The sequence below is a fragment of the Vibrio penaeicida genome, assembly GCF_030689305.1.
GTDB classification, from domain to species: domain Bacteria; phylum Pseudomonadota; class Gammaproteobacteria; order Enterobacterales; family Vibrionaceae; genus Vibrio; species Vibrio penaeicida_B.
Genome location: NZ_JAUYVM010000010.1, coordinates 59,732 through 73,093, shown reverse-complemented (window position 1 = coordinate 73,093; position 13,362 = coordinate 59,732). Strand labels below are relative to the sequence as shown.

Annotated in this window: 15 protein-coding genes; 7 read left to right on the top strand and 8 right to left on the bottom strand. The window is 43.3% G+C overall.

The window, feature by feature from the left end; translation table 11 throughout:
• The first annotated feature begins 2 nt into the window (after positions 1–2).
• From Q8W40_RS16690 to Q8W40_RS16675, 4 genes are read left to right on the top strand one after another with little or no spacing between them, the layout of a single operon-like run.
• Positions 3–1,802 carry a penicillin-binding protein activator gene (locus tag Q8W40_RS16690; RefSeq protein WP_370693396.1) on the top strand — a complete coding sequence of 600 codons (1,800 nt, stop codon included), beginning with the start codon at positions 3–5 and terminating at the stop codon, positions 1,800–1,802.
• Complete coding sequence (locus Q8W40_RS16685; RefSeq protein ID WP_305398816.1) at positions 1,789–2,157, top strand: YraN family protein; 369 nt, start codon at positions 1,789–1,791, stop codon at positions 2,155–2,157. The genes Q8W40_RS16690 and Q8W40_RS16685 overlap by 14 nt, the downstream gene beginning before the upstream one ends.
• Before the next feature lie 3 nt (positions 2,158–2,160).
• Positions 2,161–2,751 (top strand): phosphoheptose isomerase, encoded by a 591-nt coding sequence (locus tag Q8W40_RS16680; RefSeq protein ID WP_305398815.1) that lies wholly within the window; start codon positions 2,161–2,163, stop codon positions 2,749–2,751.
• A 39-nt stretch (positions 2,752–2,790) separates the two neighbouring features.
• Complete coding sequence (locus Q8W40_RS16675; RefSeq protein ID WP_305398814.1) at positions 2,791–3,360, top strand: BON domain-containing protein; 570 nt, start codon at positions 2,791–2,793, stop codon at positions 3,358–3,360.
• Positions 3,361–3,469: 109 nt separating this feature from the next.
• Here Q8W40_RS16675 and sspB read toward each other — a convergent pair whose 3' ends face one another.
• From sspB to zapE, 8 genes are all read right to left on the bottom strand, one after another.
• The gene (sspB, locus tag Q8W40_RS16670; protein WP_305398812.1) at positions 3,470–3,955 is read right to left on the bottom strand and encodes a ClpXP protease specificity-enhancing factor; all 486 of its coding nucleotides are present in this window, start codon (positions 3,953–3,955) and stop codon (positions 3,470–3,472) included.
• Positions 3,955–4,590: a stringent starvation protein SspA gene (gene sspA, locus Q8W40_RS16665; RefSeq protein WP_305398810.1), complete on the bottom strand. Its 636-nt coding sequence runs from the start codon at positions 4,588–4,590 to the stop codon at positions 3,955–3,957. Before sspA ends, sspB begins: the two co-directional genes overlap by 1 nt.
• 88 nt (positions 4,591–4,678) lie before the next feature.
• Positions 4,679–5,416, bottom strand: coding sequence for a cytochrome c1 (locus tag Q8W40_RS16660; protein ID WP_305398808.1), 738 nt, complete (start codon positions 5,414–5,416; stop codon positions 4,679–4,681).
• Entirely contained in the window at positions 5,413–6,678 is a 1,266-nt protein-coding gene (locus tag Q8W40_RS16655; RefSeq protein WP_305398806.1) for a cytochrome b, read from the bottom strand. Before Q8W40_RS16655 ends, Q8W40_RS16660 begins: the two co-directional genes overlap by 4 nt.
• A complete protein-coding gene (gene petA, locus Q8W40_RS16650) occupies positions 6,678–7,271 on the bottom strand; it encodes a ubiquinol-cytochrome c reductase iron-sulfur subunit (protein WP_305398805.1) in 594 nt (197 codons plus the stop codon). Before petA ends, Q8W40_RS16655 begins: the two co-directional genes overlap by 1 nt.
• Before the next feature lie 334 nt (positions 7,272–7,605).
• Positions 7,606–7,998 (bottom strand): 30S ribosomal protein S9, encoded by a 393-nt coding sequence (gene rpsI / locus Q8W40_RS16645; protein WP_101112439.1) that lies wholly within the window; start codon positions 7,996–7,998, stop codon positions 7,606–7,608.
• Positions 7,999–8,013: 15 nt separating this feature from the next.
• Complete coding sequence (gene rplM, locus Q8W40_RS16640) at positions 8,014–8,442, bottom strand: 50S ribosomal protein L13 (protein ID WP_101112440.1); 429 nt, start codon at positions 8,440–8,442, stop codon at positions 8,014–8,016.
• Between the two features lie 257 nt (positions 8,443–8,699).
• Complete coding sequence (gene zapE / locus Q8W40_RS16635) at positions 8,700–9,803, bottom strand: cell division protein ZapE (RefSeq protein ID WP_305398802.1); 1,104 nt, start codon at positions 9,801–9,803, stop codon at positions 8,700–8,702.
• A gap of 264 nt (positions 9,804–10,067) precedes the next feature.
• Between zapE and zapG the strand changes: the two genes are divergently transcribed.
• From zapG to degS, 3 genes are all read left to right on the top strand, one after another.
• Positions 10,068–10,514, top strand: a complete 447-nt coding sequence (gene zapG / locus Q8W40_RS16630) for a Z-ring associated protein ZapG (RefSeq protein WP_305398801.1) — start codon at positions 10,068–10,070, stop codon at positions 10,512–10,514.
• 127 nt (positions 10,515–10,641) lie between these two features.
• A complete protein-coding gene (locus Q8W40_RS16625; RefSeq protein ID WP_305398968.1) occupies positions 10,642–12,009 on the top strand; it encodes a Do family serine endopeptidase in 1,368 nt (455 codons plus the stop codon).
• 268 nt (positions 12,010–12,277) lie between these two features.
• On the top strand, positions 12,278–13,339 hold the full coding sequence (gene degS, locus Q8W40_RS16620; protein ID WP_101112444.1) for an outer membrane-stress sensor serine endopeptidase DegS: 1,062 nt from the start codon (positions 12,278–12,280) through the stop codon (positions 13,337–13,339).
• The last annotated feature ends 23 nt before the right edge of the window (positions 13,340–13,362 follow it).

Sequence of the window (13,362 nt, the reverse complement as noted above, 5' to 3'; positions counted from 1 at the left end):
TCATGGCTATGAAGCACCAGAATAAATTTAGTGTACCACGCCTTCTGACCCCTATCGCCTTGGCAGTCACTTTAGCGGCGTGTTCGACTACTTCACAAACACCTGTGAATATTGACGTTACACAAGATCCAACGCAAAGTGCACAGGCCTATGTCATGCAAGCCGACAGTGCGAAAGGTGGCACCCAAAATGATCTTCTGATCATGGCGTTAAAAGCGGCTTTACAAGAAAACGATTTGGTCAGAGCCGATCATTTAGTAAAACGTCTATCTAAGCAAGCTTTATCACCCGTGCAAATGGCTGAATGGCAAATTTCGCGCGCGCAATTGCTCTTCCGCACAGGCGAAATTCAATCCGCTCTACAACAGCTGAATTATCAGCCTTGGTGGGAGCTAAATAATGCTCAGTGGAGTGAGTATCATGAATTTCGTGCTCAGTTGTTTGAGTTGCTCTCGGATCATCTAAACGCTAGCCGAGAATATATTGCTGCTAATCAGTATTCGTTTGAAGATGCGCAAGTGCGAAATCATCAGAATATTTGGCTCAATCTGAGTACGTACTCTGAGCACGATATTACTTCTCTGCAAGCCGAGGATGGGGAATCCGAATTACAAGGCTGGCTTCAACTCGCCGTCTACATGAAAACCATTTCCGGGAATCCAGCTCAACTCAAAAGTACATTAGAAACTTGGTTTGCAGCCAATCCAGAGCACCCAGCGAACATTTATACCCCTGACGATGTCCAAGCCATTCTCGCCTTAGAAATCATTAAGCCTACAAATACTGGGCTGGTATTGCCTCTCAGTGGAAAATATGGGAAACAAGGTCAGTTGGTTCGCGATGGGTTCATTCATGCGATGATGGATGATTTTAATCGAGAAGACATGGCGACATTGACGGTTCTTGATTCCGCTGCGCTTTCAACCGATGAAATACAGCAAGAGCTTGAAAAGCGTCATGTTGATTTTGTTGTCGGTCCATTGGTAAAAGACAAAGTGGAAGTGCTTCAACAATCTACACAACTTCCCATGCTTGCACTAAACATCCCAGACGCAAAGCTACCAGAAACTCGTGTGTGTTATTTCACTCTCTCTCCCGAACAAGAAGTTGCTCAAGCCGCGAAATATCTATTTGCAAATGGGTTTCAGTATCCCCTGATTCTGGCCCCTGTAGGAAGTTTTGGTGAGCGAGTCACTCAAGCATTCAAGTCAGAATGGGAAAAATACAGCAAGAACCCAGCGGCGTTCAGCTATTTTGGTAACAAGTCCCAGCTTCAAAAGAACATCAACTCAGTCTTTGGTCTGGCGGACAGTCAAGCTCGCATTGCCCAACTTAACCGCCTAATCAACATTCAAACTGAGTCTCAACCTCGTAGCCGTCGCGATATTGATGCGGTCTATGTTGTGGCTAAAAGTTCCGAGCTGACGCTTATTAAACCTTTCATCGAAGTGGCCATCAATCCAGACACGACACCTCCTAAACTGTTTTCAAACTCGCGGAGTAACAGTGGGAAAAAGCGTCAGTATGAAGACTTAAGCGGTGTGGTTTACAGTGATATTCCGATGCTAATTGAGCAAAACTCCACTTTAAAGGCGCAACTTGAAGAAAATTGGCCGAAAAGTGGTAATGTAGAAAAACGCCTACATGCGCTTGGAATGGATGCATACAAGCTCATCTTAGAGTTGCCACAAATGAAAGTTATGCCAGAATACTCAGTTAAAGGGCAAACTGGCACTCTAACCATTAATAACGAGTGTGTGGTTCAGCGCGAAGTTAGCTGGGCTGAGCATGAGGCTATTTAACCGTAGAGCGTTAGGTGAACGATACGAATCCTTTGCCAGTAACTTTCTTGCTGGTAAAGGGTTAAAACCGATTGAATCTAATTTTAATACCAAAGTGGGTGAATTAGATTTGATAATGAAAGAACAAAGCACGGTAGTGTTTGTCGAAGTAAAGTATCGTAAACAGAGCCACTACGGGCACGCAGCGGAAATGGTAACACCAGCTAAACAACGAAAGCTTGTTAAAGTCGCTATGATATGGCTAAGTAAGAACAACTTATCTCCTTACGATACCGATTTCCGGTTTGACGTCGTTGCCATTCATGATGAGGGGCGTCAAGTTGAGTGGATAAAGAACGCAATAACTCAAGGATAATCGATGCTAGACAGCATTAAAGAAAGCTTTACAGAAAGTATTCAAATTCAAATTGCAGCGGCCGAAGCGCTGCCTGATCACATCATGCATGCCGCACAGGCAATGGTGACCACGTTACTTAACGGCAATAAAATTCTTTGCTGTGGTAATGGAGGCTCAGCCTCAAATGCTCAACAATTTGTTTCTTGCCTTCTCAATCGTTTTGAAACTGAAAGACCGAGCCTTCCGGCCATGGCACTTACGGCAGATAATACAACTCTAACCGCAGTCGCCAACGATTATCACTATCAAGAAATTTTTTCCAAACAAGTACGGGCATTTGGTCAAACAGGTGACATTCTTCTCGCTATTTCGACGAGCGGGAATAGCAAAAACATCATCAAAGCAATGGAAGCTGCTGTAACCAGAGACATGACCATTATCGCATTCACGGGTAAAGATGGCGGCGAGATGGCTGGATTGTTAGGTGAGTCGGACGTCGAAATTCGCATCCCATCCCACCGTACCGCTCGTATCCATGAAGTTCATATGGTAACCCTACATTGTTTATGCGACCTTATCGATCAAGTGCTCTTTCCATCGCATGACGAATAGCTGGTTAAACAGCAAAGCATTTTGATTAGAGGTGCAAAAATGAAAAAATGGATTTTAGCCGCTGCTTGCAGCTTGAGCCTTACAGGTTGTGCTGGTTTGTTGGTGGCTGGTGCAGCTACCACTGCCAATATCGTTTCAGATACGCGCACAACTCAAGAGCAATGGCAGGATAGTCAATTGGAATTTGAGGTAGCTGGCATTGGGAACAAAGCCCCTTATACTGGAAACGTAAAGGCAACTGCAACTGCTTTTCGTGGCAAAGTCATTCTAATCGGTCAAGCTATAACTCAAGACTACAAAGAGCAATTCGGTACGAGAGTGTCAGAAGCTGAGGGTGTAAGTAGTGTATCTAATCAATTACGCGTTCGCCCACTGCTTGATTTGCAAACCATTACGCACGATAGCTGGATAACCACAAAAGTGAAAGCCAGTTTAATTGCGAACGAAAATCTGACAACGGTAAAAGTCAAAGTTATCACGGAAGACGGTGAAGTTTTTTTACTTGGGTACGTTACCCCAGAGCAAGCAGACATCGCGACCGATATTGTTCGCAATATCTCTGGTGTGAAACAAGTTATTCGAGCTTTTGAAATAGCCGAACAACCTTAGCTTCGAATGACAGGTACCTGAATAGGATCCTTCTTTTTATCTCAATAAAAAAGCAGCGAAAATTCGCTGCTTTTTTGTATTATCCGATTAGAGAATAGGAACCCAGTAACTATTTGACGACCCTTAAACTAGGTCGACCTTTCGGTCTCTCAGGTGAAGTATTATCCGATGGAGACTCAGCTTGTTCGGATTCCGCAATGCTGTCGACAACATCGAACCCGATATCTTCAGAGTCTTCCTCAACAATGCCTTCCTCTGCGTCTATGTAACCTTCTTCAGGTTCAAACATAGTTCCTGCACCATTTTCACGAGCATATATCGCATGCACAGCGTAAAGGGGTGCGATGACAGAATGAGGTTTACCGCCAAATCGAGCGTTGAAAGTAATCGCATCGTTGCTCATTTCCAAGTTACCCACTGCGCGCGGGGCAATATTCAAAATGATTTGACCATCCTGAATAAACTCTTGAGGAACTCGTACACCAGACAACGTTGCATCAACAACCAAATGCGGGGTTAAGTCATTATCAACCAACCACTCATAAAACGCGCGTACCAAATAAGGGCGGCGCGGTGTCATTTTCTCTATATCCATTAACGAACCAAACGCATTTCACGCTCAGCTTCTGTTAAAGAAGCCAAGAAAGAATCACGCTCAAACACGCGATTCATGTAAATCTTAAGTTCTTTCGAACCAGGTCCAATTAAATCGATACCTAACGTAGGCAAACGCCATAGAAGCGGAGCCAAGTAGCAATCGATCAAGCTGAATTCTTCACTCATGAAGTATTCGTATTCTGCAAAAACTGGAGCAAGAGTAAGTAGATCGTTACGCAATTTAGTGCGAGCAGATTCTGCTTCTTCAGCGTTCCCTTTCTGTACCTTCTCTGCCAACGAATACCAGTTGTTCTCAATTCGGAACATCATCAAACGGCTGTTACCACGGGCAACAGGGTAGACTGGCATCAATGGTGGGTGCGGAAAACGCTCATCCAGATACTCCATAATAATCTTGGAGTTATATAGTGCTAGTTCACGGTCGACCAAAGTTGGCACCGTCTTATAAGGGTTTAGTTCGATAAGCTCACTTGGTAAGTTTGCTTCTTCAACCAGTTCAACTTCGAAACTCACCCCTTTCTCAGCCAGAACAATACGAACCTGGTGGCTGTACATATCAGAAGCACTAGAAAATAGAGTCATCACGGAACGTTTATTGGCAGCTACAGCCATTGAGCCCTCCAGCACACTTGAAAATAAAAAAAACAATGGAGACCGATTGCCTCCATTGTAGAAAAATTAGCGATGTATTATAGCACGATTAGTGAACATCACGCCAATACTCTTTCTTGAGGAATATTACCACTATAGTCAAGAGAACGAGGAATGCCATAGCCCACCAGCCCATGACATGACGCTCAAGTTTGACAGGGTCACCAGAGTACTCCAAGAAATTCACTAAATCCCTAACTGCATCGTCGTATTCCGTTGGGCTGAGCTCTCCGCGACCATCCGTTTCAATTCGGGCAATCACCTGTTTCTCTTCACCATTTACAGTATGTGTTTCATACACAGCAGTTGGCACACCTTGCAACTCTTCAAGTACATGTGGCATACCAACGCTTGGGAATACAACGTTGTTCACACCAAAAGGACGTGATGGATCAGCATAGAAAGAACGAAGGTAGGTGTATAGCCAATCCGCTCCACGAACTCGTGCGACTAAAGTCAGATCAGGTGGTGGCGCACCAAACCAGTTTCCTGCTTGCTTATCTGGAATCGAGTTTTCCATTAAAGAACCAATTTTAACTTCCGGATCAAAAATCAAATGTTCCTTCATAAGATCGAGAGGAATATTAAGATCAGTAGCTACACGTTCATAACGCTGATACTGCGCTGAGTGACAGCCAAAGCAATAGTTCATAAATAGCTTCGCACCATTTTGCAGAGAAGCCTCATCGCTTAAATCGTTGTTCGCTTTGTCTAGTGGTACGTTCGCACCAGCAGCCATCACCAAAGACGGCATCAAAGCAAAAAGCATTACAATCCACTTTTTCATTTGAATGTCACCCTCTCTGGTAATGGTTTCGTGGCTTCATTTTTACTGTAGAAGTACAGAAACACAAAGAACATGAAATAACCCAAACTAAATATCTGCGCCATAAGCGTATAGGTTGGTGTCGCAGGTAAAGCACCTAAAACACCCAACGCGATAAAACAGATGGTGAATTGAATGATGTTGAATAAATGGAACTTGCTGCGATAACGATAAGAACGTACTTTACAGCGATCAAGCCATGGTAGTAGGAACAACACAACAATCGAAGCCCCCATAGCAACCACACCTAACAACTTATCAGGTACAGCACGTAATATGGCGTAGAAAGGTGTGAAGTACCAAACTGGCGCAATATGCTCTGGTGTTTTCAGCGGGTTTGCTGCTTCAAAGTTAGGTGGCTCAAGGAAGTAGCCTCCCATTTCTGGATTAAAGAACAATACGTAGCAGAATAGGAATAAGAACCCAGCAACACCGACTAAATCTTTAACGGTTCCATACGGATGGAAAGGTACCGAATCAATAATGTCGTATTTTTTGCTGTAATAATCGTGGAATTTGAATTGCGTTTTGTAGTCGTCACCCATACTGCCTTTCGGTAGCTTGGTTTCGATACCATCAGGGTTATTAGAGCCGACTTCATGCAGGGCTAAAATATGCAAAACAACAAGCAGTAGCAATACGATTGGCAATGCTATGACGTGAAGTGCAAAGAAACGGTTAAGCGTCGCACCAGAAATAACATAGTCACCACGAATCCAAAGAGTTAAGTCATCTCCGATTACAGGGATCGCACCAAATAGCGAAATAATTACCTGCGCACCCCAATACGACATCTGCCCCCAAGGGAGTAGGTATCCCATAAAGGCTTCAGCCATAAGTACGAGGAAGATCAACATACCAAAGATCCACAGTAACTCACGAGGCTTTTGGTAAGAGCCGTAAATTAGCCCACGGAACATGTGGAGGTAAACTACGACAAAAAATGCAGACGCGCCTGTTGAATGCATGTAGCGAAGAAGCCAACCATACTCAACATCTCGCATTATGTATTCAATGGAAGCAAATGCACCATCACCAGACGGTACGTAGTTCATTGTCAACCAGATACCCGTTAAGATCTGATTAACCAAAACCAACATTGCTAAAGAACCGAAAAGATACCAGAAATTGAAGTTCTTTGGCATTGGGTATTCTGAAAGGTGCTTTTTATAAGCATTCATCGCGGGTAGGCGTTTTTCTACCCAATCAAGTATCGCTTGCATTAGGCTTCCCCTCCTTCATCAACTCCGATAAGAATCTTAGAGTCGGTCAAGTATGTATGCTTGGGAACAACCAAGTTTAAAGGAGCTGGAACCCCTTGGAATACTCGTCCTGCCATATCAAACTTAGAACCATGACATGGACAAAAGAATCCAGACTTAACTCCTTGCACTTGTTCGGCAAAGCTATCCGGCAGGTAAGTTGGAGAACAGCCCAAATGAGTACATATACCTACTGCTACGAAATACTCAGGCTTGATAGACCGGTAAGCATTTTGTGCATAAGCAGGTTGCTGCTCCTCTGATGAAGCCGGATCACGAAGCTGCCCGTCCAGCTCCTTGAGTTCTTCAACTATGGAATTTGAACGACGAACCACCCAAACAGGTTTGCCTCGCCATTCAACACGAACCATTTGACCTTCTTCCAGTTTCCCGATTTCAACTTCAACAGGGGCTCCGGCGGCCTTAGCTTTGGCGCTAGGGTTCCAAGATTTGATAAAAGGAACGGCGACGGCGATACTTCCCACAGCACCCACAACTGCAGTTGTGGCTGTTAGGAAGCGCCGACGTCCGTTATTTATAGGCGCATTGCTCATCCAACATTCTCCCATTTGCTCCCAGTGTCTTATTATTTTTTCGACTTCCAAAAGAGCATGGCTAAAAATTACGCGTTTTTTATACTTATTTGCTTAAGAAATGATAAATAAAACCCTACTTTTTGACAAGGTAATACTACTTTTTTGTAACAAATGTGAGTGAAAGTGGCGATTACATCACAAAAGATAGGGATATTTAAAAAATGTAAAGTAAGAAGAAAGAGTTACAAAGAATTTTCAGGAGGGAAATAAACAAAAAGCCCGGTATAAATACCGAGCTTTTGGTGCCACAATCCAGTAAAACTGGAGCGGTAACTTTCTGAATAGAGAAAGATTAACGCTTAGAGAACTGTGGACGACGACGTGCTTTACGTAGACCAACTTTCTTACGTTCAACGCAACGAGCGTCACGAGTAACGTAACCAGCTGCACGTAGCGCAGGACGTAGAGACTCATCGTACTCCATAAGAGCACGAGTGATGCCGTGACGGATAGCGCCAGCTTGACCAGAAATACCACCACCAGAAACAGTGATGTATAGGTCTAGCTTCTCAGTCAATTCAACTAGCTCAAGTGGCTGACGAACAACCATACGAGAAGTTTCACGACCAAAGTAAACATCAAGGCTACGCTTGTTGATTACAATTTCACCGCTGCCTGGTTTGATGAAAACACGGGCTGCTGAGCTTTTGCGACGACCAGTGCCGTAGTATTGATTCTCTGCCATTTTCATAATCCCCGATTAGATGTCTAGTACTTGTGGTTGTTGAGCAGCATGGTTGTGCTCAGCGCCAGCGTAAACTTTCAGCTTACGGTACATAGCACGGCCAAGAGGACCACGTGGTAGCATGCCTTTAACCGCAAGTTCGATAGCCATTTCAGGTTTACGATCGATCAACTTTTCAAAAGTGATAGATTTTAGACCACCTGGGAACTCAGAGTGACGGTAGTACACTTTACCTTTAGCTTTGTTACCAGTAACAGCAACTTTCTCAGCGTTAACAACGATGATGTAATCACCAGTGTCTACGTGAGGAGTGTATTCTGCTTTATGCTTGCCGCGTAGGCGAGATGCAATTTCACTTGCAATACGACCCAGAGTTTTACCTTCTGCATCTACAACGTACCAGTCGCGTTTTACAGTTTCTGGTTTAGCAACGAAAGTTTTCATGCTAATAATTACCTATTAAAAAATTTACACTTAAGGAACAATTACTTGTCCCCACTGTCTGAAAGCCCCATTCATCACCCCTTCGAGTGTTGGAAACTCTCGGCATAGCTACTTATCATGTGTAGCCAGAGGCTCGCAGTAACGGTAGGTCGCAGAATTATAGAGAAGAGTGAGGAAAAAATCACCTTTTTTTCTCTAAAAAGATCATTTTTTTCCTCTTTGGGAAGTGAATAGGCTAATTGTACGTTTTTCTGATACTAAGGTAAGTGTTCTTTAGCCAAATAATCATGACTTTGCATTTCAATTAGACGCGACTGACAGCGCTTAAATTCGAAGTTCAAATGCCCTTCTGTGTAGAGTTCTTCCAAGGCCACTTCTGAAGAAATAATGAGTTTTACATTCCTTTCATAAAATTCATCGACTAACGCTATAAATCGTCTTGCAGCATCATCATTATTTTTCCCCATTTGCTTCACGTCACCTAGCAATACAGTGTGATATTCACGAGACATCTCAATGTAATCATTTTGACTTCTCATCGATTCACACAGCTGCCCGAACGTTGCCATCAGTACGTCATCATGAACGTTAATGACATCAATTATTCGATGATTCACTTCTATTTGAGTAACGTATTGATGACTTTCACCAACCAGTTGACGATAATATCGATTCAAATTGATGGTGGCATCTTCGTCCAACGGAAAATGGAAAATTTCAGCTTGTTCAAGGGTTCTAAGGCGGTAATCAATACCGCTGTCGACATTAAGTACATCACAATGCTTTTCGATTAGCGCGATAGCCGGTAAAAAACGAGCCCTTTGCAATCCATTTCGGTACAAATCTTGTGGCGGAATGTTAGATGTTGCTACTAGAACAACATTTCTGGCAAACAACGCCTGCATCAAGGTACCCAATATCATCGCATCGGTAATATCCGATACAAAAAACTCGTCAAAACAAATGATGTCAGCTTCAGACTTTAATACATCAGCCACTTTCTCTAGAGGATCCGCAACTTCACCCAATGCTTTCAGTTCATCATGCACCCGATACATAAAGCGGTGAAAATGAACCCTAAGTTTCTTATCAGTGGGCAACGCATCAAAAAACGTATCCATTAGATAAGTTTTCCCACGCCCTACACCGCCCCAAAAATATAAACCATTTGGTGGCTCAGGTTTTTGAGGCTTCTTCCCCATCAATTTTTGCCAGGTAGAAAGTGGTTCGATAGGAGTATTTAAATAGTCTTGAAATCGGTGATATAAGTTGTCTAATTTTTCAACAGCACGTTGCTGAGCAAGGTCAACCGAAAATCCGTTGTTTTCTATATCTTCTTGATATTTAAGCTTAGGCGTCATTGGAAACTACGTTTATTATTGTTCATTAGTCGTGTTGATACTATTACGATTATAGCGACTTGAAAGAGTTGAGACATGTCGTTTTTTTGTTCTCAGTATAAGACGCTTTCTCTTTATCGTACTCTGAACTCATAGTACCATGCCCCTTCGGCTGTGTAACACACCAATAACAAATCAAGCCTTAAAGGTGATTTGGTCTCTGCAATTGAATTCCCCAAAATTCAGCCAAACACAGCTTACTGTAACGATGATAAAGGAGCATTTATGCCTGGGATGTATATTGTCATTGGGATTGTGATCGGGTTAGTTGCCGGTTATTTTCTGGCAAAACTGATGACACCGGATGCAAATAAGCAAAAATCCATTCAAAAAGAATTAGAGAAATCCAAGTTCGAATTAGAGCAGCAAAGACAAGAACTTGCAGATCACTTCGCTCAAACAGCAGAAATGTTAGATGTGCTTGGAAAAGACTACACAAAGCTTTATCAGCATATGGCGAAAACGTCGACGGAATTACTGCCTAACGTTCCCGAACAAGATAATCCATTTGTAAAAAAGATAGCCCAACATACTGAAGAAGAAATAATTTCTAAAGATAGCGGTCAAGAAGCACCTAAAGATTATGCGCATGGTGCAACGGGTTTGCTGAAAGACCAAGAGAAAGAAGTTATCAATACACCTACCGATGAACCAGCTCCAAAACTGTCTTGATGCAAAAAGCTATCTTTATACAAAAAACGGTCTAGGTACAAAAAGTATCATGACTTGAAAAATGGATGATTGAACTTTATGTAGGTTACTGAGTCATAATCTTCACCTATCAAAGAGGAGCCTTATGATGAAAAAACCTTTGCTTGTTTTAAGTGCATTAACATTAAGCTTAAGTTCAATCATCGCGCCACTGCCCGCTACTGCGGCATTACCAGTAGCGGTTAGCGGTGAACAGTTACCTAGCCTTGCACCTATGCTTGAAAAAGTAACCCCTGCGGTTGTAAGTATAGCCGTCGAAGGCAAGCACGTTGCCACTCAACGTGTTCCAGAAGCATTCCGATTCTTTTTTGGCCCAGACTTTCCTGCCGAACAAGTGCAAGAGCGTCCGTTTCGCGGGCTCGGTTCTGGTGTCGTCATTGACGCCGAAAAAGGACACATTGTCACCAACTACCACGTAATTAAAGGCGCTGACGAAATCCGCGTTCAACTACACGATGGTCGCGAATACGATGCAGAGCTCATCGGTGGTGATGAAATGTCGGATGTGGCATTGCTCAAGTTAGAAAAGTCAGACAACCTAACCCAAATCGTATTGGCGGATTCCGACAAATTGCGTGTTGGTGATTTTACCGTCGCAATAGGTAACCCGTTTGGTTTGGGCCAAACTGTTACTTCAGGAATAGTGTCTGCGCTTGGGCGTTCTGGCTTAAACGTACAGAATTTCGAAAACTTCATTCAAACCGATGCCGCGATTAATAGCGGTAACTCCGGTGGAGCATTGGTGAACCTAAATGGTGAACTAATCGGCATAAACACTGCGATTCTTGGGCCAAATGGCGGTAATGTCGGGATTGGATTCGCGATTCCTGCCAATATGATGAAAAACCTGACACAGCAAATACTGGAGTTTGGTCAAGTCAAACGAGGCTTACTTGGCGTTCAAGGAAGTGAAATCACATCTGAGCTCGCTGAAGCCCTTGGTTACGAATCAAATAAAGGTGCATTCGTAAGCCAGGTTGTGCCTGAAAGTGCGGCAGATGAAGCGGGGCTGGAAGCGGGTGACGTTATTGTTTCATTAAACGGCAAGTCCATTAGCACGTTCGGAGAACTTCGGGCGAAAATAGCGACGCTAGGTGCCGGTAAAGAAATCACCATTGGCGTTATTCGAGACGGTAAAAACAAAACATTCGACGCGACTCTGCAAGAAGCCGGTGACAATAAGACGCGGGCAGACAAGCTGCATGAAGGGCTTGCTGGGGCGGAACTTTCAAACACAGACAACAACGATGCACTGTCTGGCGTGAAAGTCACCAGTGTTGAGAAAGGCTCTCCAGCCGATGCTTATCAGCTTAAGGAAGGAGATATCATCATAGGTGTTAACCGTACTCGTGTTAAAAATCTTGGACAATTGAGAGCCATTTTGGAAAACAAACCAAATGTACTCGCACTGAACATCCAACGAGGCGAAAGAACAATTTACCTTGTTGTTAGATAAGCATCACTGTTATATAAGCACTTGTTGTTAATGAAATTATTGATATTAAGTTAGCACTTATTGTCATTTCACGAACAACATTTCTAAAAAGGAAGCAAATAACTGCTTCCTTTTTTTATACCTGCCGACTTAAAAACTCTATCTGGGCTAACACACAGCTGACATAGCCAGTACTGGCATACGTTGGCTAATCAGTGCTATGCTTTCTCTCTCAATATAAATCAAATTCTTATGGGGTTTTCCCCTTTATACCCACTCTGAGGATAGTATGTGGAAGACCCTTTTACGCTCTTCATTCATAGGGCTCCTTACCGCAGGTTTACTTCTTGCCGTATTGCCATCACTGCGAACAGCTGCGGTAGAAGCAACAATAGATGACACGCCGACTAATATAGAAGATCTTCAGGTATCGTTCAGTCATGCTGTACGTAGAGCAAGCCCTGCTGTCGTCAACATTTATACCAGTAAGCCAAATGATGGTGACAGAGCTGGAATTAAACAAGATCTGGGTTCTGGTGTCATTGTAAGTAAAAAAGGCTACATCATAACAAACTACCACGTCATCGCTCAGGCTGCGGAAATAACGGTAGCATTACAAGATGGTCGATATTTCTCGGCTCAATTGGTCGGCAAAGACCGTAGAACAGATATTGCTGTTTTGCGTATTGAAGGAGCAAATCTACCTGTTATCCCTCTGAACCCAAACTATCAAGAAAAAGTCGGTGACGTCGTACTCGCAATAGGTAACCCGTATAACTTAGGTCAAACTACCACTTTTGGTATCATTTCTGCGATTGAGCGCTTTGCCATTAGCGCAGATGGTCGTCAACCATTTATACAAACCGACGCGGCAATCAATAAAGGTAACTCAGGCGGTGCTTTGGTTAACACGAAAGGTGAGTTAGTTGGTATCAATACGGCTTCATTCCAGCAGGCAACAAACACAAATACCTATGGAATTTCATTTGCTATACCGTACTTTTTAGCGGATAGGGTAATGGAAAAAATCATTGCTGATGGTCGTGTTATTCGTGGTTACATCGGTATTAGTGGTCAAGACATCACTTCCATCTCATCAAGAATACTTGGAGCTGAATACGTAGGAGGCATCATCGTGATGAGTGTGGATGTAGGAGGTCCAGCAGAAGACGCGGGCATTCGAGTAAAAGACATCATACTTGAAATTGGCGGTGCAAAGGTTAATGGAAAAGAAGGGGTTCTTGAAATTGTAACGGGTCTTCGCCCTGGTGCAGAAGTAGAGATGACCGTTCTTCGTAAAGGCGAGAAAGTAAAACTCAATGTACTTGTAGGTGATGACCCACAAGGTTAAAAAACTTCCCTTTGCTATCTTGC

Coding starts and splice junctions, on each gene's coding strand:
- rpsI (WP_101112439.1), bottom strand. CDS start 7,998: ATGGCAGAGAATCAATACTACGGCACTGGTCGTCGCAAAAGCTCAGCA.
- zapE (WP_305398802.1), bottom strand. CDS start 9,803: ATGACGCCTAAGCTTAAATATCAAGAAGATATAGAAAACAACGGATTT.
- Q8W40_RS16690 (WP_370693396.1), top strand. CDS start 3: ATGGCTATGAAGCACCAGAATAAATTTAGTGTACCACGCCTTCTGACC.
- Q8W40_RS16660 (WP_305398808.1), bottom strand. CDS start 5,416: ATGAAAAAGTGGATTGTAATGCTTTTTGCTTTGATGCCGTCTTTGGTG.
- sspA (WP_305398810.1), bottom strand. CDS start 4,590: ATGGCTGTAGCTGCCAATAAACGTTCCGTGATGACTCTATTTTCTAGT.
- sspB (WP_305398812.1), bottom strand. CDS start 3,955: ATGGATATAGAGAAAATGACACCGCGCCGCCCTTATTTGGTACGCGCG.
- Q8W40_RS16680 (WP_305398815.1), top strand. CDS start 2,161: ATGCTAGACAGCATTAAAGAAAGCTTTACAGAAAGTATTCAAATTCAA.
- rplM (WP_101112440.1), bottom strand. CDS start 8,442: ATGAAAACTTTCGTTGCTAAACCAGAAACTGTAAAACGCGACTGGTAC.
- degS (WP_101112444.1), top strand. CDS start 12,278: ATGTGGAAGACCCTTTTACGCTCTTCATTCATAGGGCTCCTTACCGCA.
- Q8W40_RS16685 (WP_305398816.1), top strand. CDS start 1,789: ATGAGGCTATTTAACCGTAGAGCGTTAGGTGAACGATACGAATCCTTT.
- petA (WP_305398805.1), bottom strand. CDS start 7,271: ATGAGCAATGCGCCTATAAATAACGGACGTCGGCGCTTCCTAACAGCC.
- zapG (WP_305398801.1), top strand. CDS start 10,068: ATGCCTGGGATGTATATTGTCATTGGGATTGTGATCGGGTTAGTTGCC.
- Q8W40_RS16625 (WP_305398968.1), top strand. CDS start 10,642: ATGAAAAAACCTTTGCTTGTTTTAAGTGCATTAACATTAAGCTTAAGT.
- Q8W40_RS16655 (WP_305398806.1), bottom strand. CDS start 6,678: ATGCAAGCGATACTTGATTGGGTAGAAAAACGCCTACCCGCGATGAAT.
- Q8W40_RS16675 (WP_305398814.1), top strand. CDS start 2,791: ATGAAAAAATGGATTTTAGCCGCTGCTTGCAGCTTGAGCCTTACAGGT.